Origin of the sequence: Novosphingobium sp. (genome assembly GCF_040079535.1) — a bacterium.
GTDB lineage: Bacteria > Pseudomonadota > Alphaproteobacteria > Sphingomonadales > Sphingomonadaceae > Novosphingobium.
Genome location: NZ_JBEBKB010000019.1, coordinates 15,318 through 33,949, shown reverse-complemented (window position 1 = coordinate 33,949; position 18,632 = coordinate 15,318). Strand labels below are relative to the sequence as shown.

Sequence of the window (18,632 nt, the reverse complement as noted above, 5' to 3'; positions counted from 1 at the left end):
TCATCGGTCAGCCCAGCCGCATCAGGCTGGCGCCGCCTTCATCAAGTTCCTTGGCGGTGGCGATAAGTTTGGTGCGCATGTCATAAAGGCGTTGCGCCTCGACCATTTCGATCAGCACTTGGGCGGGTTTGACGTTCGATCCTTCAAGGGTCCCTGATATCAACGCGGCGTTCTGGTCTTGCGGCAGAACGCCGCCGCCCACCACGCGGAACAACCCATCAAGCCCTTTGGCAATTCTGGTGCCGCGCCATGAAACCAGCTTGAGCCGATCGACCTGCTGCGGCGGGGCAGCCGGATCGCCGCCTTGCGCCTTGGCCAAAACGGTGCCTTCCGGGGTGATCGTAACCTCGCTGCCGGGCGGCACGCTGATCGGGCCGTTTTCGCCGATCATCGGATAACCCTCTCCGTTGACCAGCAGCCCGCTGGGCGAGACCGAAAGATCGCCGCGCCGGGAATAGGCCTCTTCGCCATCGGCACTCTGAACGCTCAGCAAGGCTTCACCCTGAACCGCCACGTCCAGTGCGCGCCCGGTGCCCACGAAAGTGCCGGCATCCATCTGCGCGCCATAGACGCTGGCGTCGGTCATCGAGCGAACTTCCAGGCTTTGCCCATCAAGCGTCATCGGCGTGTTGGCCATCACTTCGGCCCGGAAACCGGGAGTCTGGGTGTTGGCCATGTTGTTGGCGATCATCCGCTGGCGCGCCATCGACGCGTTCATTCCGGATACTGCGGTCCAGATCAGGCGGTCCATCTGGCTACCCTCAGGTTCTGAGGTTGATGACGGTTTGCGAAAGCTGGGTGGCGGTATCGATCGCTTTGGCATTGGCCTGGAAATAGCGCTGGGCAGTAATCAGCCCGACCATCTCTTCGGCAATATCGACGTTCGATTGCTCAAGGCTGCCAGACATGATGTTGCCAAACCGCGCTGCGCCAGGCTGGTTGTATGTGGCCGTGCCCGAAATGCCGGTTGAGGCCCAATCCTGATTGCCCAGTTGCAGCAATCCGCCCGGCGCCACGAACGCGGCCAGCGCCACCTTGCCGATCGATTGGGTGGTGCCATCGGCATATGATGCCATGATCGAACCGTCGTTGGTTACTGTCACCCCGATAAAGTCCGAACCCGCGCCATTGGTCAGCGGGGCAATCGCATCCTGCGGGGTAAGCGAAGTGACGGTGTTGGTGGCATCAACCGGCAGGATCTGCATCCGATCCCCGCTGGAATCAGTGATGAAGCCGCCGCCATCAAGGCTGAAATTGCCGTTGCGGGTATAAAAGGTCTTGCCCGAAACCGGGTTCACCTTGGTGAAGAAACCTTCGCCATCAATCGCCAGATCCAGCGCCGCGCCGGTTTGCTGAACCGGGCCAAGCGAGAAATTCTGATCGATCGATTGCACTGTCGATCCCAGGCCCTTGACCAGTTTTGGGTTGGTAGAGGCCGATGAGGAAACAATATCCGAAAAGTTGATCCGGCTCTTCTTGAACCCGGTGGTTTCGGCATTGGCTAGATTGTTGGCGATCACCGATAGTTCGGTCTGGGCATTTTTCAGGCCGTTTAACGAGGTGTAGAATGACATGGAACTTCTCCTAGGCTGAGGTCTGGGCCGGGTTCTGATCGCGCATCACCCGATCAAGCTGGGCTGAAATTGCTTTCAGCGTCGAATTGATGTTCTCGATCCCCGAGAGCGAAGAGAACTGCGCCATCTGGGCGATCATCTCCTTGTTATCGACCGGTTCGAGCGGATCCTGCATCCGCATCTGGGTGGTCATCAGCCGGATGAAATCGGCTTGGCCAAGGGTCTGTTTCTGGGCCGCGGTTGCGGCCGAAGTGGTTGCCGTCTGGGCGGCGAGATTGGCTGGAGTGATCATCATTTCATCCTCATCGTTTCAAGCATCAGCTGCTTTGCGGTGGACAGCGCCTCAACCAGGTTCTGGTACTGGCGCGAGGCATCGAGCATCTCGACCATCTCGGCATTTTCATCGACTGGAGCGGTCCAGATATCGCCATTGGCATCGGCCAGCGGATGATTGGGGCTGTGCTCCTTGACCGGCGCGGCATTGGACCGGACCACGGCCGAAACGTTGACCGTGGACAGCCCGCTGGCGGCATCGAACTGCTGGGTGAAGACCGGACGGATCGGGCGGTATGATCCAGCTTCGGTGCTGGAAACCGATCCGGCGTTGGCCAGGTTTGAGCTGGCCGCGTTCATCCGAACGAGCTGCGCCGACATGCCGCGCTGGGCAACTCCGAACAGGGTAAGCGGCTGTTGGATCGGGCGCGGCATGGCTATTCACCCTTCAGCGCGCGGGTCAGGTTTTCCACCCGGCCGCGAATGAAGCTGAGCGTCGCCTGATAGGCCACCGCGTTTTCGGCAAAGGCGGTCTGCTCGGTGGCCATTTCCACCGTGTTGCCATCCATGCTGGGCATTACGGGAACGCGAAACCGGATTGCACCGGCGGCGGCCCGATCTGTGCCTGCCCCGCGCTCGCTGGCTGAAAGCGCAGCAGAGAAATCGATGTCGCGGGCCTTGTAACCCGGGGTGCCGGCATTGGCGATGTTTGAGGTAATCAGCCCCATCCGCTGCGATCGCAGTTCTAGTGCTTTTCCGTGAATTCCAAACAGGCTCTGGCTCATGGCTTTGCTCCCGCAGTTGCGTCGCCAGGTATTCAGCAAGCGCCGTGCCAACCGGCGAAAATGGCCAATTTCGGAGAATTTGGCGGATCAGGGCGGCACGGCCTTGCCGCCAACCGGCAAACATCTGCCGCCCCTTCAAAAGCCCGCTGGCATTGCCGTTCTTGGCTTTGAGAAAAACCGGGATGGGGCCGGGAAGGGAGCGCCGATGAACCTGCTTAACCTGATTGACGGGCCGTCTGCACTGATCGTGCTGGGCGGTACATTCGTTGCCACGGTGCTGCGCGCCGGGCGCAGCGATTGCGCGGCCGTGCTGACCAAGCTGGCACAGCTGGGCGGCGATCGGTTTGATGCCAAAGGGGCGCGGGCCGAGCTTGGCCGGCAGATCCAGGAGATCCACAAGGACGGGCTGTACCGTGCCCATCCGCACCAGTTTGGCGACCGTGAATTTGATGAGGCAGCCGAGGCGCTGATCCAGCAACGCTCGATCCCGGCGCTGCTTGCCGCGCACGAAGCCCACAAGACTCGCCGCCTGGGCGAGGCTGAGCGCGCGGTGCGCACGCTGGCCCAGGCGGCAGAGCTGGCGCCGGTGTTCGGGCTGGCCGGAACACTGATCTCGCTAAGCCAGCTGCCCAGTGACGGGATTGCGCGCGGGGCATTTGCCGGGGCAATTTCGATGGCGGTGATTACCACGCTTTATGGGTTGTTGGCCGCCAACCTGCTGCTGGCCCCGCTAGCCCGCGTGGTAGAGCGCAAGGCTTTGGCGGAAGAAGCCGAACGCCAGGAGATGATCGATTGGCTGGCCCAGCAGATCGCCAAGGATATGCCGCCGGACCGGCGCACCGGATTGGCCGCAGTCTCGGCCGAAGCAGTATGATCGCGCGCGCCGGCAGCGGCTGGCAAACGGTGCTGGCCGATCTATCGCTGATCCTGTTCATGACCACGGCCGCTGCGGTAAGCGAAGCTCCGTTGCAATCCGCGCCAAGGCCAGCCGCCAACCCGCAAAGCGCCAGCTTGCCGGCATTGGCCCAGCCGGTTGCGGTCTGGACTGCCGCAGCTGGCGGACCGGAAATCGGCGTCTGGCTTTCCACTGCTGGCGGCGATCCGCGGTTGCGGCTGACGATCCTGGCACCCGCGGCTGCTTCGGCGCAGGCGCTGGCCCTGGCATCGAAGGCTGGCCGGCCAGCCCGGATCGTGCTTGATCCCGATCGCAGCGGGCCGGTGCAGGCGATGCTGGGCTATGACCAGTCTGGCTTGGCACAGACATTGCACAACACCGGGCAGACCAATCTGTCTCAGGAGTTTGCCCGATGATCCGTCCATTTGCCGCTTTGCTAAGTGTTGGCATTGCCGCCCCCGCGCTGGCCCAGGCCACCGCCGATCTGACCGCAGTGGACCGCGCCGTGGCGCAATTTACCGGCGCAGCGCAGGGCCAGCCTGGCGGCGCTGCCATGCCAGTGGACCGGCGGCTGCGATTGGCGCCGTGCCGGGCGCCGCTGGCGCTGGGCTGGCATGGGTTGCGACGCGAAAGAGTGGAAGTGATCTGCCCGATGGCAGGCGGCTGGAAGCTGTATGTCCCGATTTCCGGATCTGGTCCCGCCTTGGCCCAAGCCGATGTAATCAGCCGGGGTGATGCCGTATCGGTAATCGTGATGGGCGATGGTTTTGCGGTTAGCCAGGGCGGTGAAGCGCTGGAAAGCGGGCCGATCGGCAGCTGGATCAAGGTCCGTACCCAAACCCCCGGGTCCCCGGTTTTGCGCGCAAAAGTGCTGCGCCCGGGCGCAGTCGGCATCGATCTGCCGTGATCCGGCAGGGCTTTGCCGCTGCCCCTTAATCCCATTTTGACTCTGCCGTTCTTCAGCTTTGACAAGCAATCAAGGAGCGGCACCATGCCTCCGATCGAAATAGGACCAGGCGGACCCCACGCGCCGCGCGCCATAGGACCGGCAACTGCGCGGCCGGCAGGCGGCCGGCCCGTTGCAAACGATACAGCCCGCAGCCACGCTTCCGATCAATCGGCAGTGGTGCGCAGCCAGGCGCTTGATCCCGGCCCCCAGCCGATTGACACCGATCGCGTTGCCAAGATCCGCAAGGCGATTGAGGAAGATCGCTATCCGGTGCTGCCGATGAAAGTCAGCGATGCGATTATCGCGGCAGGATTTTTGCTGAGGAGCGGGAAATGACGGGCACCGCCGATATGCGCGAAACCTTGCGGCAGATGATTGCCGTGTTGCAGGCCGAACGGCAGGCGCTTGCCGGGCTTGATCTGGATGCGATCATGGGCTGCGCGGCAGACAAGATTGCGCTGTGCGGCACGCTGGACAGCAGCGGGCCATTTGAATCGGACTTTCCACTGGGCGAAGAATGCCGCGGGCTGCTTGATGCCGCGCGGCGGCTTAACGAGGTAAACCGCCAGGTTCGCAACCTGATTGCGGCCAATGTCGCGGCCCGGCTTGATGCCCTGACCGGCAGCCCCGCGCTGTATCGCAGCGGCCTGGCCGCCAACCCCGCCTACGCCTACGCAGCACCGCACAGCTGATTTGGCACGGCCCTTGCTGAAACCACTGCAACGACCAACCGTTGCAGGAGTTTCGCTTGAGCGAGGCCAGATCAATCGGCGCTGCGGCGCATCAGTCCAATCCTCAGGCCGAGGCCGCAATCCTGCGTGCTGCGCAGGCGACCGGGGTGGATTTTGCCTATCTGCTGGGTGAAGCACGGCTTGAATCGAGCCTGGACCCCAATGCCCGGGCCGGCACATCCAGTGCGGCCGGGCTGTTTCAATTTACCCAAGGAACCTGGCTGGCCACGCTGGATCAGCACGGCGCGCAGTATGGCTATGGCTGGGCCAATGATCCGGCCAAGCGCGGCCAGGCGCTGGAACTGCGGTTTGATCCGCAAGCATCGGCGCTTATGGCGGCAGAGCTGGCCAACGACAACCGCGACCACTTGCACGGTGTGCTGGGGCGTGATCCCGATCCGTCAGAGCTGTATCTAGCCCATTTTCTGGGCGCAGACGGTGCCGGAAAGTTTCTTTCAGCGCTGGCCGCCAACCCCGGGCAAAGCGCGGCCGCGCTGTTTCCCAAAGCGGCAGCAGCCAACCGGGCAATCTTCTTTGCCGGCAATGGTCAGCCGCGGACATTGGCCGCGGTGATGGATCTGATCCGCACCAAGATGACCCATGCGATGGACGGGGCAGCTATGCCGTTTGCGCCCAATGGGTCGCAAGGCTGGGGCGAAGCAGGCTGGCCCGAACCAGGTTGGGAAGCGGGCTTTCAGGGCACGCCGGGCGCGCCGCAGGATGGCTATGATCCAGGCCCGCCAGCCGCCGCGCCGCCGCGCCCATCGATGGCCGAAACACTGGCTTCGGCCTTTGGCGGATCGCCCGATGCCATGCCTGGCCACGTCCGCACCGCCTATGGCAAGTTGCAGGCGTTTGGATTGTGAACTTCTGGCTACCCAAATTCCGCGCCGGGGCGCTGGCCATGCCGGCCGGAATTCTCACGGTTATCTGCCTGATGATCGTGCCGACGCCGGCGGTGCTGCTCGACGTGTTCTTCGTGCTCAACATCGCGCTTTCGGTCGCTGTCCTGATGACCGCGATCAATGCCGGCAAGCCGCTTGATTTCTCATCGTTCCCATCGGTCCTGCTGTTCACCACGCTGCTGCGGCTTGCGCTTAATGTGGCATCAACCCGGGTGGTGCTGGTCAACGGGCATCAGGGCGGGGCGGCAGCCGGGCACGTGATCGAGGCGTTCGGCGCGTTCCTGGTTGCGGGCAATTTTGCGGTTGGGCTGTTTGTATTCATGATCCTGGTGATCATCAACCTAGTGGTCGTGACCAAGGGCGCGGGCCGCGTTTCCGAAGTTTCCGCGCGCTTTACGCTGGATGCCCTGCCCGGCAAACAGATGGCAATCGACGCCGATCTGGCCGCCGGTCTACTCACTGCGGACGAGGCCAAGGCGCGCCGCCGCGAAGTGGCGACCGAGGCTGATTTCTATGGATCGATGGATGGTGCCAGCAAGTTCGTGAAGGGCGATGCGATTGCGGCGCTGTTGATCCTGGGGGTCAATATCATCGCCGGTTTCGCATTGGGGATGATCAGCCACGGGCTGAGCGCCAGCGATGCGGCGCAGAAATACATTACGTTGGCGGTGGGAGATGCGCTGGTTGCGCAGGTCCCCGCGTTGCTGCTTTCGATCGCCGCTGCGGTGATCGTTACCCGCGTGGCCGATAGCCGCGAAGGGCAGGATGGCGATCTTGCCGGGCAGATTGGCGGGCAGCTTGCCAGCCCGTCCACCTGGCTGCCGGTCACCGTGATCCTTGGCGCAATCGGGATGATCCCGGCGATGCCGCAAACGATCTTTCTGCCCGCCGCCGCCCTTGCCGGATGGCTGTGGCACACTTTGGGCAAGCGCGCCGCCCGCCCGCCCGCTCCGCCGCCAGCCGAGGCGCCGGCCGATCCGGGGCGGATCCTGCTTGAGGACGTATCCGATCACACATTGGTTACGGTGGAGCTGGGCTATGGCCTGGTTCACCTGGTCGATCAGAAACGCGGTGCGCCGCTGGTTTCGCGGATCACCGGAGTGCGCAAACAGCTAAGCCAGGCATTCGGTTTCATTGTCCCGCAGTTCCGGGTCCGCGATAGCCTTGATCTGGCACCGGGCGATTACCGGATCGTGCTGGGCGGGGTGCCGCTGGGTGCGGGCATGGTCAGACCCGACCGGGTCCTGGCGATTGATGCTGGAGAGGTGCGTGACGGCGCCCGGATTGATGGCGAAGCCACAGTCGATCCCAGCTTTGGCTGCCCGGCCGTGTGGATCGCGCCAGCGCAGCGCGATCTGGCGATTGCCGAGGGCTATCTGACGGTTGACGCCTCTACCGTAATCGCAACGCAACTGAACCAGCTGATCGCCGATCGGGCGCAAGTGCTGTTTGGCCCGGATGAATTGAAGGCCATTCTTGATGCGGTGAAAGAGCAATCGGCCGGATTGGTCGAAGCGGTTTATCCCACCCCGCTGGCGCTGGGCGCGCTGACCCGGATTTTCCGCGATCTGCTGGCTGATGGCGTCTCGATTGCGCACCCGGTGCCGATCCTTGCCGCGCTGGCACAAGGCGTGCAGCAAACGCTTGATCACGAGCGGCTGGTTGAAATGATCCGGGCTGAACTGGGGCCGTTGCTGGTCGGCAGGGTCTGCCCGCCGGGTGCCCGGCTGCCGGTGGTTACGCTGGATGTCAGCCTTGAAAGCGCAATCGTCCAGGGGCTGTCCGATCCCGTCACGGGTCAGCCGGTGGTAGAGCCTGATCTGGCCCGCGCGATCGGCGAACATGTTGCCGATCTGATCGCCGAGCGCGGCGGCGATGCAGCGCCAATCGCGATGGTGGTTCAGCCGCGTGCCCGCCGGGCCCTGACCGCTTTGCTGCGGCTGCGCGCGCCTTCGTGCCTGGTACTGTCGATTGCCGAACTTCCGCTCAGTCAGCCGATCGAGGTGATCTCGATCATTGGCGGACAAGGCGCGCCCGCCGCGCTGCCCGCGCCAGACCCTACTGCCCATCAACCGGAGCCCGTCCTCGCATGATTCACGATCAAAAATCCCTCTCCGCCGCCGCGCGCAGCGCCGCAGCCGCCTATCGCGGCCAGATTGCCGATCGAATCCAGCGGTTCGTGCCGATGGTTCGGCGGCTGGCCTGGCAGGTTCATGGCGGCGGCCGGCAGGGGATCGAACTGGAAGATCTGATGCAGGCCGGAATGGTTGCCCTGACCGAGGCCGCGCAGCGCCACAACGGCCCCGGCGAAGATGGCTTTGCCGCTTATGCCAAGTTGCGGGTGCGCGGGGCGATGGTTGATCTGATCCGGCGGCATGTCCCGCTCAGCCGCGGCGGGGTGGAGCGCCGCCGCCAGATTCGTGAGGCTGAACTTGCGCTGCGCGGCGAGCTGGGCCGCGATCCGGGGCCGGGCGAACTGGCATTGGCGATGGGGATCAGCGAAAACGAGCTGCAGGCCATGCGGCTGGCCAGTGAACCGATGCGGTTTGAACCGATCGACGATGCGTATTCCGATGCCGATATGGCCTTTGCCGATGATCGGCCGGATAGCTTTGCCATGTTGGCCGATCAGGAGCTGCGCGAAACAGTGGCCGGGGCCATTGCCGAACTGCCCGAGCGATTGCAGCTGATCGTTCAGCTCTACTTCGTCGAAGAACTCAATCTTGCCGAAATTGCCGAAGCATTGCAGGTCTCGGTTCCGCGGGTCCACCAGCTCAAGGCCCAGGCGCTTGAGAAGCTGCGCACCGCGCTGGAAGGGGTTGCGGACATCATCTAACTTGCGCTTTGCCCCGCGCCGCGCCATTGCGATGGGCATGTCGGCCTGTGACACCTGCCTTGTTCGCAATCGTGCGATTTGCTCTGCGCTTGATGGTGAAGAGATCAAGGCGCTTAACATCATCGGACGTCGGCGCACACTGGAACCGGGCGAATCGCTGATGTGGGAGGGGGAAGATTCGGTCCTCGTCGCCAACGTGGTCGAAGGCGTGCTGAAGCTTTCGACCGGAACCGAGGACGGACGCGAACAGATTGTTGGCGTGGTCTATCCATCGGATTTCATCGGCCGCCCATTTGGCGCAACATCTGGCCACGGCGTTACCGCATTGACCCAGGCCCGGGTCTGCGTGTTCAGCCGCCGCGATTTCGATGCGTTTGCGCGCGAACATCCCGCGCTGGAACACAAGCTGTTGCAGCGCACTCTGGCAGAACTTGATCGCACCCGGCGCTGGATGCTGCTGTTGGGGCGCAAGTCTGCGGGCGAGCGGCTGGCCTCATTCCTGCTCGAAATGTCCGAACGACTGGTCGAACCGGGTTGTCAGGTTGCACCGGACCAGCCGCTGAACCGGTTTGCCTTGCCCTTTTCGCGCCAGCAGGTGGCCGATGTGCTGGGGCTGACGATTGAAACGGTCAGCCGCCAGTTTACCCGGCTCAAGGCTGATGGCCTGATCGATCTGCCATCGCGGCGCGAGGTGGAAATCCTCGATCGCGGGGCCTTGCTGGCCGAAGCTGGATAGCGGGCCGGTGTTGCAAGGCCAGACCCGAAAGCCTGGCCTTGCACAAATCAGAAGCGGAAATACACCCCGCCCGAAAGCACCCATGGATCCAGCTTGTGATCGGTAGAGAGCACCTCGGTGGTCCCGGCATAAAAGTGGGTCGTGGTCTTCATGAAGTACTTCTTGGCATCAAATGAGATGCCCATGCCGCTGTTGCTGACCGGCACATCAAACCCGGCCTGAACCGCAAAGCCCAGCTTGTTGTCCATCTTGAGGCTGGTTGCCCCCAGCGAAACCGGGACCGTGCCCGGCTTTTCATCGAAGTAGAAAAACATCGACGGCCCGGCCCCGACATAGGGCTTGATCGGGCCCAGATCGGCATGCAGCTTGAAAGTGACCGTGGCGGGAAGGATCAGCACGTGGTTGGCGATATTTGCCCCGGCGATTGATCCGGTGCCGGTCACGTGATGCTGGGTGAAGCAGCAGATCGTTTCGATCGAAACGGTGGGGCTCATGTAGTATTCGATCGCCAGGGTCGGCACCACATTGTCATCGGCGACTGTTCCGGGGGTTGTGCCAAGCGCGGTTGCTACCGCCGGTGCGGCAACGTTTATCCGGTCAATCTTGCCGTCTGGCAGGACGCCGGTTGCCAGCAATTTGATTTCGATCTTGCCGTCGGCGCCAGCCAGGGCAGGGGTCGCGCAGAACGTTGCAGCGACCAGTGCGGCCGCAAGGGTCAGCTTTTTCATAAATCCCTCATTTTGCGCCGCAGCGGCTACCCGATGTAGCCCAGGGTTATTGCAGCGCCGCAATGCCTGTGCGCCCATACCGCAGTTGCAAACATTGATCGCGCGCAATTTTTGGCTGTTTTTTGGGTATTTTTGTTTCAGCGCACGCAATTTGATCCGCATCAATGCCGCACTGCGGCAATGGGTTGAAATGCAGGTTCAACAGGTATATTAGTGGTATCTGATTTAAATGTGCATGAGGGGGGAACGAACTCATGGAATCCTTGGTAACACGATCCGGTCGGTGGCTGGTGCTCTTCATCCTGGCGATCTTCCTGTTCGCCAACGCGGTGGACACTGGCTATGCCGTGCACATGGCGATCTTTGCCATGGCCGCACTGGCGGCGATGATTATCAATCTGCGCAAGACGGATTACAACGCGCTTGCAACCGCGGGCGGGGCAGCCCCGCCAGATCAAAGCCGCTATGACGATGATCTGATCCGGGCGGGCGTTATTCTGACCACATTCTGGGGCGTCGTCGGGTTTCTGGTGGGGCTCTATATTGCCTTGCAGCTGGCGTTTCCGGTGCTCAATCTGGGCCTGGAATACAGCACCTTCGGGCGGCTGCGCCCGCTTCATACATCGGCGGTGATCTTCGCTTTTGGCGGCACTGCGCTGGTTACGACCAGCTTCTATATCGTTCAGCGCACCTGCCGCACGCGGCTGGCGCTGCCTGGTCTGGCCCGGTTCGTGTTCTGGGGCTATCAGCTGTTCATCGTGCTGGCGGCCACCGGCTATGTTATGGGCGTGACCCAGGGCAAGGAATATGCCGAGCCGGAATGGTATGTTGATCTGTGGCTGACCTTGGTCTGGGTGGCGTATCTGGCGGTTTTCGTCGGCACGATCATGAAGCGCAAAGAGCCGCATATCTATGTGGCGAACTGGTTCTTCCTGAGCTTCATTATTACCGTCGCCTTGCTGCACCTGGTCAACAATGCCAACATCCCGGTAAGCCCGTTTGGCTCAAGAAGCTATCCGGTCTGGGCCGGGGTGCAGGGCGCGCTGGTGCAGTGGTGGTATGGCCACAATGCGGTTGGTTTTTTCCTGACCGCAGGCTTCCTGGCGATGATGTACTACTTCGTGCCCAAACAGGCCGAACGCCCGGTATACAGCTACCGGCTGTCAATCATCCACTTCTGGTCGCTGATCTTCCTCTATATCTGGGCGGGTCCGCATCACTTGCACTACACCGCGCTGCCCGATTGGGCGCAAACGCTTGGTATGGTTTTCTCGGTCATGCTGTGGATGCCCAGCTGGGGCGGGATGATCAACGGGTTGATGACGCTGAACGGTGCCTGGGACAAGGTCCGCACCGATCCGATCATCCGCATGATGGTGTTGAGCCTGGCGTTCTATGGCATGTCGACCTTCGAAGGCCCGATGATGTCAATCAAGGCGGTCAATTCGCTTTCACACTATACCGATTGGACGATCGGCCACGTGCATTCGGGCGCGCTCGGCTGGAACGGGATGATCACGTTTTCGGCGATCTACTATCTTGCCCCGCGCCTATGGGAGCGCAGCCGGATGTATTCGCTGCGGATGATCAACTGGCACTTCTGGCTCGCCACACTGGGGATCGTTTTCTACGCCTCCTCAATGTGGGTCACAGGCATCATGGAAGGTCTGATGTGGCGCGAATACGGCTCTGACGGCTATCTGCTCTACAGCTTTGTGGAAACTGTTGCCGCCAAGCACGCGATGTACCTGATGCGCGCCTTTGGCGGGATCCTGTACCTGAGCGGCGGCATCATCATGGCCTACAACGTCTGGCAAACGGTTCGCGGCAATCTGCGGCAGGAAGAACCCCTGCGCAGTGCCCACTATGATCCCGCCGCCGACAAGCCGCTTACCGCGGTTCCGGCAGAATAAGGGGGACTTTTCATGACTACTGAAACCACCAAAGTACCCGCCGCCAAGGAACCGTGGGCCCGCCACAAGCGGCTTGAAAAGAACGTGGCGCTGCTGGGTCTGTTCGCTTTTGGCGCGGTGATTGTCGGCGGCATTGTTGAAATCGCGCCGCTGTTCTGGATCGATAACACGATCGAGAAAGTGGACGGCATGCGGCCCTATACGCCGCTGGAGCAAGCCGGGCGCGATATCTATGTGCGCGAAGGCTGCTATGTCTGCCACAGCCAAATGATCCGCCCGTTCCGCGACGAGGTTGAACGCTATGGCCACTACAGCCTGGCCGCAGAATCGATGTACGATCATCCGTTCCAGTGGGGATCAAAGCGCACTGGCCCGGATCTGGCCCGGGTTGGCCTGAAGTATTCTGATGAATGGCATGTCCAGCACTTGATTCATCCGCAATCGGTGGTGCAGGATTCGGTGATGCCGCCCTATGCCTTTCTGGCGCAGCGCGATCTTGATCCGGGCGATATGGGGGCTGCGCTGACCGCGCTGAACCGGGTCGGGGTGCCCTATACCCAGACGGATATCGACAAGGCCAATGTCGATCTGGCTGCCCAGGCCGGCGCAGGCGGCGATGCTGCTGATCTGCAAAAGCGCTATCCCAAGGCCCAGGTTCGCGATTTCGATGGCAATCCTGACAAGCTGACTGAAATGGACGCGCTGGTTGCCTACCTTCAGGTGCTGGGGACCATGGTCGATGTGGGCGGCGCCAAGGCTCAGGAAACGCTCAAGCAGGAGCAGGGCCGGTGATCCAGCATTCAACATACGAAACGCTGCGGCATTTTGCCGATAGCTGGGGGCTGGCCGCGATGGTGGTTACGTTCCTGATCCTGTGTGCCTGGCCATTCCGGCCGGGCGCCAGGCGGGATAACGAAGCGGCAGCAAACATGATCTTCAGCGAAGATCGCGATTGGGGTGACGACAATGTCCAATAAGCGCATTGACGAACCGACCGGCGTTGAAACCGTTGGTCATGAATGGGATGGGATCGAAGAGCTCAACAATCCGCTGCCGCGCTGGTGGCTGATTATTCTGGCCATGTGTGTGGTGTTTTCGATTGGCTATGTTGTGGTTTATCCGGCCATCCCGATGCTGAACAGCGGCACCAAGGGGCTTTGGGGCTGGTCAAGCCGCGGGCAACTGGCCGATGAAATGGCGCAGGCTCAGGCCGATCGCCTGCCGGTGCTGACGGCAATCGGCGGTGCCAGTTATGAAGCGATCATGGCTGATCAGAAACTGCTGAGCCAGGCCAAGGCCGGCGGCAAGGCGGCCTTCAAGCAAAACTGCGCGCAGTGCCACGGGTCTGACGGCGCCGGCTCGTTAGGCTACCCCAACCTCAAGGACAGCGACTGGCTGTGGGGCGGCGATGTTGCTTCGATCGAAACCACACTGCTGCACGGCATCCGTTCACCCGATGATGCCGCCACCCGCACCGCGCTGATGCCCAGTTTCGGCAAGGACGGGATCCTGCAAAGCGGACAGATCACCGATGTTACCGCCCATGTCCGCTCGCTGTCCGCCGCAGCCCCGGTTGATGCGGCTGCCCAGCGCGGCGCACCGCTGTTCGCGGCCAATTGCGCGGTTTGCCACGGCGCCGATGGCAAGGGCAACCGCCAGCTTGGCGCGCCCAATCTGGCCGATCAGGTATGGCTCTATGGCGGCAATCAAGGTCAGGTGGCATCAAGCGTAACCCGCGCGCATGCCGGGGTTATGCCAGCCTGGTCGAACAAGCTTGATCCGGTGACGATCAAGATGCTGACCATCTATGTGCACTCGCTGGGGGGCGGTGAAAAGTTTGCGGCACCGGCTGCGCCAGCCCCAGTCAGCGGAACCGGAAATGCCAAACCCTGAAGCCAAGCTGGTTCGGTTCGAAACGCGCAAGGCCGTCTTCCCCAAAGCGGTGGACGGCCGCTTTCGGCGCTTCAAATGGGCGGTGATGATCCTGACATTGGGGATCTACTACATCACCCCTTGGCTGCGCTGGGATCGCGGGCCCTATGCACCGGATCAGGCGGTGTTGCTGGATCTGGCGCACCGGCGGTTCTACATGTTCGGGATCGAGATCTGGCCGCAGGAATTCTATTTCGTGGCTGGCCTGCTGATCATGGCCGGGATCGGACTGTTCGTGATCACCAGCGCGGTGGGCCGGGCCTGGTGCGGCTATGCCTGCCCCCAAACGGTCTGGACCGATCTGTTCCAGCATGTTGATCGGTTCGTTGATGGCGATCGGAACGCCCAGATGAAGTTGCAGGCCGCGCCGTGGGGGCCAGCCAAGATTGCCCGGCGCGCGTTCAAGTGGTCGATCTATCTGTTCATCAGTTTCTGGACCGGCGGGGCATGGATCATGTACTTTGCCGATGCCCCCACCCTGACGGTCCAATTCTGGACCGGGCAGGCTGCCATGGTGGCCTATGCCACTGTCGCCGTGCTGACCGCCACCACGTTTGTGCTGGGCGGATTTTTCCGCGAGCAGATCTGCATCTATATGTGCCCATGGCCGCGGATCCAGACCGCAATGCTCGATGAAAAGAGCCTGATTGTTACATACAAGGACTGGCGCGGCGAACCGCGGGGCAGCGTAAAGCAGGCGGCGAAAGGGCCGGACCAGATCGGTGACTGCATTGATTGCAACGGCTGCGTCAATGTTTGCCCGACTGGATATGACATCCGAAACGGACCCGATATTCAGTGCATCACCTGCGCGCTGTGCATTGATGAATGTGACAAGGTGATGCAGCAGATCGGCCGCCCGCGCGGGCTGATCGATTATGCTACACTAGAAGACTGCAAGCTGGAGGCCGAAGGCGGCCAGCCGCGCCCGATCAGCAAGGCGCTGTTTCACACCCGCACACTGGTTTACGTTGGCGTCTGGGCTGCGATCGGCTTTGCCTTGTTGTTTGCGCTGGGTGCGCGCAAACACATCGATGTTTCCGTGCAGAAGGATCGCAACCCGCCATTTACAATCCAGCCTGATGGTGCAGTGCGCAATGATTACACGGTCAAGTTGCTTAACATGGAAGGGCGGGTTCGGCCGATGCAAATCAGCCTGAAGGGCCTGCCCGGTGCCGTGATGTGGAGCGATGATATGCCACGCGAGGCCGCTGCGCGGGTGCTTGAATTCTCAGCCCCGGCGGATCAGGTCTTGCCGGTGCGGATCTATATTGCGGCGCCGCGCGGCACGGCTGAGCAGAAGTTTGAATTCGTGCTTACCGCCACCGATGCCGAAGGCGGCGGCGATACCAACGAAGAACGGTTTGATGCCCCCGATGCGGGCGAGGAAGGGGACCAGCAATGATCCGTGCATTCACAAGCGGCCCATTTACCGGGCGGCACTTCACCATAATCATCGTCGCGTTTTTCGCGGTGGTGGTCACGGTCAACGTGATCATGGCCCGCGCTGCCAGCCGCACTTTTGGCGGGGTTGTGGTTGAAAACTCATACGTCGCCAGCCAAAAATTCAATGGCTGGCTGCGCGAAGCCGATCGCCAGAAGGCCTTGGGCTGGAGCGCGGCGTCCCACCGCCGCAGCGATGGCCGGGTGGTGATCGTGCTGGCCGGGCTGCCTCAGGGCGAAGTGATTGTTCAAGGCGATGCCCGCCATCCGCTGGGCCGGATGGCCGATCAGCCGCTGACGTTCAAACGCGGCGGCGATGGAAGCTATGTCTCGGCCCAGCCGCTGGCGGCTGGGCGCTGGTACTTGCGGCTTGCCGTGCGGGCTGGCGGGCAAGTGTGGCGGAGCGATCAGGAACTCAAGTGAGCAGCGCCCCGCTTCGATCTGCGGATGCTGCCACGGCCAGCACCGTTTTGGTGGTTCCCGCCATGCATTGCGCCGGCTGCATGGCCAAGGTTGAACGCGCACTGACAGCGGTTTGCGGCGTCACATCGGCGCGGGTCAATCTGACCGCGCGGCAGGTGCGGGTAGATCATGATGCCGGATTAGCCCAGCCGCAGCTGATCGAAGCACTAAGCCTGGCGGGATTTGCCAGCCAGCCGCGCGGCGATGATCTGGCCGCGCCGCCATCGGCGGTAAAGCCGTTGCTGGCCCCGCTGGCCGTGGCGGGCTTTGCCTGTATGAACGTGATGCTGCTGTCGGTCAGCATCTGGTCGGGCGCAGAAGGGCCCACCAAGGAATTGTTCCACTATCTTTCGGCAGCGATCGGGGTGCCGGCGATCCTCTATTCGGGCCGTCCGTTTTTCACCTCGGCCTGGGGCGCGCTAAAGCGCCGCACGACCAATATGGATGTGCCGATTTCGATCGGGGTTTCGCTGGCCACCGGGCTTTCGCTGTATGAAACAATGAACCACGGGCAGGACGCCTGGTTTGATGGCACCTTGATGCTGCTGCTGTTCTTGCTGGCCGGGCGCGCGCTGGATGCGATGATGCGTGATCGCGCGCGGGCCGGGGTGGATGGCCTGCTGCGCCAGGCCGCTGCCGGGGCGATGGTGGTGGGCCGGGAAGGCACCGTGCAATGGCTTGGCGCAGCCGATCTTGTGCCCGGCATGGTGATGCGGGTTGCCGCTGGTGAACGGCTGGCGGCAGATGGGGAAGTGATCAGCGGAGCCAGCCGCTTTGATCAATCGCTGCTGACCGGGGAAAGCAAACCGATTGCGCTGACTGCTGGCGATCCGGCGCTGGCCGGTACGCTTAACCTTGAAGCCCCGGTCGATGTCAAGGTGACAGCAACTGGCACCGGCACCGCGCTGGCCGAAATTGCCCGGCTGATGGAAGCGTCGGGCCAGGTCCGCAGCGCCTATGTGCGGATCGCGGACCGCGCCTCAAGGCTCTATGCGCCAGCTGTCCATTCGCTTGCGGCGCTGACTTTCGTGGGCTGGATGGCGGCTGGGGCCGGCATTCACCAATCGCTGGTCTATGCGATTGCTGTGCTGATCATCACTTGCCCCTGCGCGCTGGGTCTGGCGGTGCCGGTGGCACAGGTGGTGGCCTGTAGCGCATTGTTGAAGCGCGGAGTGATGGTCAAGGACGGCGCGGCGCTGGAACGGCTCGCCGCGGTGGATCGCGCGCTGCTTGACAAGACTGGCACGCTCACCCTGGGCAGGCCGCTGCCCGATCCGCTGGTGCTGGAAGCTCTGCCGCGCCACTGCGCTGAAGTGGCGCTGGGGCTGGCATCGCACAGCCGGCATCCAATTTCACGCGGGCTGGCTGAAGCGCTGATGGCGCGCGGTGTTTTGGCAGCTACGTTGAGCGATGTCAGCGAAACGCCGGGGCTGGGTGTGCGCGCACTGTGGCAAGGCAGGGCGGTATCGCTGCGCCGGCCCGATGCAGCCAGCGGCATCGCCACCACGCTTGACGTGGCAGGAGAGCCGACCTGGCTGATCCCCTTTGCCGATCGGCTACGCCCCGATGCCGTCGCCGCGCTGGCAGATTTGCGAAAACTGGGGATCGAAGCCTCGATCCTTTCGGGCGACAATCGCGCCGCGGTGGACGAAGTGGCGCGCGAACTGGGCCTTGCCGCGCAAGCCGGGCTTACCCCGCAAGAAAAACAGGCCGCCATCGCCGCGCTTCAGGCGCAGGGCCACAAGGTGTTGATGGCGGGCGATGGACTTAACGATGGCCCGGCACTGGCCGCAGCAAATGCTTCGATCGCGCCGGGCAGCGCCAGCGATGTCGGGCGGCAGGCGGCCGATCTGGTGTTTTTGGGCGATGGCCTGGCGGTGATCCCGGCCGCAGTGCGCAGCGCGCGGCGGACCATGGCGGTGGTGAAACAGAACTTCGCCCTGGCGATCGGCTACAACTTGTTGGCAGTCCCGCTGGCGATGGCCGGGTTGATTACACCGCTGCTGGCCGCTGCGGCGATGTCCACCAGCTCGCTGATCGTGATCGCCAATTCACTGCGGTTGGCAAGGGCTGCGCGGTGAACGGTCTGGCGATCCTGATTCCGGTGGCGCTGGGGCTGGGAGCATTGGGGCTGGCGGCGTTCTTCTGGTCGTTAAGGCGCGGACAGTTTGATGATCTGGATGGGGCCGCGGCGCGGATCCTGATCGATGATGACGAGGATAGACCGGCATGAGCAGATCCAGCATGCTTGGCCTGATCGCATTGCTTCCGCTGGCGCTCAACGTTTCGGCGCCTGCTGCGGGCACGATCCTGATGCCGATGTGCAGCGGCGATGGACAGGTGTTGCTGGTGCCAGTTCCCGGCGGCAGTCAGGCCCCTGCAAGCAGTGAGAACGGCTGCTGTATCAAGGGTTGCCATGCCGGTTCCAGCCGCAAAAGGTTGCTAAAGGAAATTGAGCCTGCGCAATGAA

At 62.4% G+C, this 18,632-nt stretch carries 25 protein-coding genes; 18 read left to right on the top strand and 7 right to left on the bottom strand.

Annotated features, from left to right (window positions below; genetic code table 11):
• Nucleotides 1-7 precede the first annotated feature (7 nt).
• The 5 genes from ABL914_RS08120 to flgB are packed head-to-tail and all read right to left on the bottom strand — an operon-like array spanning nt 8 to nt 2,632.
• Nucleotides 8-751, bottom strand: a complete 744-nt coding sequence (locus tag ABL914_RS08120) for a flagellar basal body rod protein FlgF (RefSeq protein WP_391562674.1) — start codon at nt 749-751, stop codon at nt 8-10.
• 10 nt (nt 752-761) lie between these two features.
• Nucleotides 762-1,574: a flagellar hook-basal body protein gene (locus ABL914_RS08115; protein ID WP_391562673.1), complete on the bottom strand. Its 813-nt coding sequence runs from the start codon at nt 1,572-1,574 to the stop codon at nt 762-764.
• Nucleotides 1,575-1,584: 10 nt separating this feature from the next.
• Nucleotides 1,585-1,866: a flagellar hook assembly protein FlgD gene (locus tag ABL914_RS08110; protein ID WP_391562672.1), complete on the bottom strand. Its 282-nt coding sequence runs from the start codon at nt 1,864-1,866 to the stop codon at nt 1,585-1,587.
• The gene (gene flgC, locus ABL914_RS08105) at nt 1,866-2,282 is read right to left on the bottom strand and encodes a flagellar basal body rod protein FlgC (protein ID WP_391562671.1); all 417 of its coding nucleotides are present in this window, start codon (nt 2,280-2,282) and stop codon (nt 1,866-1,868) included. The genes ABL914_RS08110 and flgC overlap by 1 nt, the downstream gene beginning before the upstream one ends.
• A 2-nt stretch (nt 2,283-2,284) precedes the next feature.
• Nucleotides 2,285-2,632 carry a flagellar basal body rod protein FlgB gene (gene flgB / locus ABL914_RS08100; protein WP_391562670.1) on the bottom strand — a complete coding sequence of 116 codons (348 nt, stop codon included), beginning with the start codon at nt 2,630-2,632 and terminating at the stop codon, nt 2,285-2,287.
• A 205-nt stretch (nt 2,633-2,837) separates the two neighbouring features.
• Between flgB and ABL914_RS08095 the strand changes: the two genes are divergently transcribed.
• The 9 genes from ABL914_RS08095 to ABL914_RS08055 all read left to right on the top strand — a co-directional run bounded on the left by ABL914_RS08095 (nt 2,838) and on the right by ABL914_RS08055 (nt 9,684).
• Entirely contained in the window at nt 2,838-3,506 is a 669-nt protein-coding gene (locus ABL914_RS08095) for a MotA/TolQ/ExbB proton channel family protein (RefSeq protein WP_391562669.1), read from the top strand.
• The gene (locus tag ABL914_RS08090) at nt 3,503-3,943 is read left to right on the top strand and encodes a hypothetical protein (RefSeq protein ID WP_391562668.1); all 441 of its coding nucleotides are present in this window, start codon (nt 3,503-3,505) and stop codon (nt 3,941-3,943) included. Before ABL914_RS08095 ends, ABL914_RS08090 begins: the two co-directional genes overlap by 4 nt.
• Nucleotides 3,940-4,434, top strand: coding sequence for a flagella basal body P-ring formation protein FlgA (locus ABL914_RS08085; RefSeq protein ID WP_391562667.1), 495 nt, complete (start codon nt 3,940-3,942; stop codon nt 4,432-4,434). The genes ABL914_RS08090 and ABL914_RS08085 overlap by 4 nt, the downstream gene beginning before the upstream one ends.
• 84 nt (nt 4,435-4,518) lie before the next feature.
• Nucleotides 4,519-4,812 carry a flagellar biosynthesis anti-sigma factor FlgM gene (locus tag ABL914_RS08080; protein WP_391562666.1) on the top strand — a complete coding sequence of 98 codons (294 nt, stop codon included), beginning with the start codon at nt 4,519-4,521 and terminating at the stop codon, nt 4,810-4,812.
• A complete protein-coding gene (locus tag ABL914_RS08075) occupies nt 4,809-5,168 on the top strand; it encodes a flagellar protein FlgN (protein ID WP_391562665.1) in 360 nt (119 codons plus the stop codon). Before ABL914_RS08080 ends, ABL914_RS08075 begins: the two co-directional genes overlap by 4 nt.
• 56 nt (nt 5,169-5,224) lie before the next feature.
• On the top strand, nt 5,225-6,073 hold the full coding sequence (locus ABL914_RS08070) for a transglycosylase SLT domain-containing protein (RefSeq protein WP_391562664.1): 849 nt from the start codon (nt 5,225-5,227) through the stop codon (nt 6,071-6,073).
• 38 nt (nt 6,074-6,111) lie between these two features.
• A complete protein-coding gene (locus ABL914_RS08065) occupies nt 6,112-8,205 on the top strand; it encodes a flagellar biosynthesis protein FlhA (RefSeq protein WP_391562689.1) in 2,094 nt (697 codons plus the stop codon).
• A complete protein-coding gene (locus tag ABL914_RS08060) occupies nt 8,202-8,948 on the top strand; it encodes a sigma-70 family RNA polymerase sigma factor (protein WP_391562663.1) in 747 nt (248 codons plus the stop codon). The genes ABL914_RS08065 and ABL914_RS08060 overlap by 4 nt, the downstream gene beginning before the upstream one ends.
• Nucleotides 8,949-8,985: 37 nt before the next feature.
• The gene (locus tag ABL914_RS08055) at nt 8,986-9,684 is read left to right on the top strand and encodes a Crp/Fnr family transcriptional regulator (RefSeq protein WP_391562662.1); all 699 of its coding nucleotides are present in this window, start codon (nt 8,986-8,988) and stop codon (nt 9,682-9,684) included.
• 47 nt (nt 9,685-9,731) lie between these two features.
• Here ABL914_RS08055 and ABL914_RS08050 read toward each other — a convergent pair whose 3' ends face one another.
• Both ABL914_RS08050 and ABL914_RS08045 read right to left on the bottom strand, forming a co-directional pair.
• Nucleotides 9,732-10,412 (bottom strand): OmpW family protein, encoded by a 681-nt coding sequence (locus tag ABL914_RS08050; protein WP_391562661.1) that lies wholly within the window; start codon nt 10,410-10,412, stop codon nt 9,732-9,734.
• A gap of 46 nt (nt 10,413-10,458) precedes the next feature.
• The gene (locus tag ABL914_RS08045; RefSeq protein WP_391562660.1) at nt 10,459-10,614 is read right to left on the bottom strand and encodes a hypothetical protein; all 156 of its coding nucleotides are present in this window, start codon (nt 10,612-10,614) and stop codon (nt 10,459-10,461) included.
• Nucleotides 10,615-10,666: 52 nt separating this feature from the next.
• Here ABL914_RS08045 and ccoN point away from each other — a divergent pair, with 52 nt between their 5' ends.
• The 9 genes from ccoN (at nt 10,667) to ABL914_RS08000 (ending at nt 18,631) form a co-directional block, all read left to right on the top strand.
• Entirely contained in the window at nt 10,667-12,325 is a 1,659-nt protein-coding gene (ccoN, locus tag ABL914_RS08040; protein WP_391562659.1) for a cytochrome-c oxidase, cbb3-type subunit I, read from the top strand.
• Between the two features lie 12 nt (nt 12,326-12,337).
• Nucleotides 12,338-13,117, top strand: coding sequence for a cytochrome-c oxidase, cbb3-type subunit II (gene ccoO / locus ABL914_RS08035; protein ID WP_391562658.1), 780 nt, complete (start codon nt 12,338-12,340; stop codon nt 13,115-13,117).
• A complete protein-coding gene (locus ABL914_RS08030) occupies nt 13,114-13,302 on the top strand; it encodes a cbb3-type cytochrome c oxidase subunit 3 (protein WP_391562657.1) in 189 nt (62 codons plus the stop codon). The genes ccoO and ABL914_RS08030 overlap by 4 nt, the downstream gene beginning before the upstream one ends.
• Nucleotides 13,292-14,218, top strand: a complete 927-nt coding sequence (gene ccoP / locus ABL914_RS08025; protein ID WP_391562656.1) for a cytochrome-c oxidase, cbb3-type subunit III — start codon at nt 13,292-13,294, stop codon at nt 14,216-14,218. Before ABL914_RS08030 ends, ccoP begins: the two co-directional genes overlap by 11 nt.
• On the top strand, nt 14,205-15,662 hold the full coding sequence (gene ccoG, locus ABL914_RS08020) for a cytochrome c oxidase accessory protein CcoG (protein WP_391562655.1): 1,458 nt from the start codon (nt 14,205-14,207) through the stop codon (nt 15,660-15,662). The genes ccoP and ccoG overlap by 14 nt, the downstream gene beginning before the upstream one ends.
• The gene (locus ABL914_RS08015) at nt 15,659-16,123 is read left to right on the top strand and encodes a FixH family protein (RefSeq protein WP_391562654.1); all 465 of its coding nucleotides are present in this window, start codon (nt 15,659-15,661) and stop codon (nt 16,121-16,123) included. The genes ccoG and ABL914_RS08015 overlap by 4 nt, the downstream gene beginning before the upstream one ends.
• 62 nt (nt 16,124-16,185) lie before the next feature.
• Nucleotides 16,186-18,243: a heavy metal translocating P-type ATPase gene (locus ABL914_RS08010; RefSeq protein WP_391562688.1), complete on the top strand. Its 2,058-nt coding sequence runs from the start codon at nt 16,186-16,188 to the stop codon at nt 18,241-18,243.
• Nucleotides 18,240-18,395 carry a cbb3-type cytochrome oxidase assembly protein CcoS gene (gene ccoS / locus ABL914_RS08005; RefSeq protein ID WP_391562653.1) on the top strand — a complete coding sequence of 52 codons (156 nt, stop codon included), beginning with the start codon at nt 18,240-18,242 and terminating at the stop codon, nt 18,393-18,395. The genes ABL914_RS08010 and ccoS overlap by 4 nt, the downstream gene beginning before the upstream one ends.
• Nucleotides 18,392-18,631: a hypothetical protein gene (locus ABL914_RS08000; protein WP_391562652.1), complete on the top strand. Its 240-nt coding sequence runs from the start codon at nt 18,392-18,394 to the stop codon at nt 18,629-18,631. Before ccoS ends, ABL914_RS08000 begins: the two co-directional genes overlap by 4 nt.
• Nucleotide 18,632: the final 1 nt, after the last annotated feature.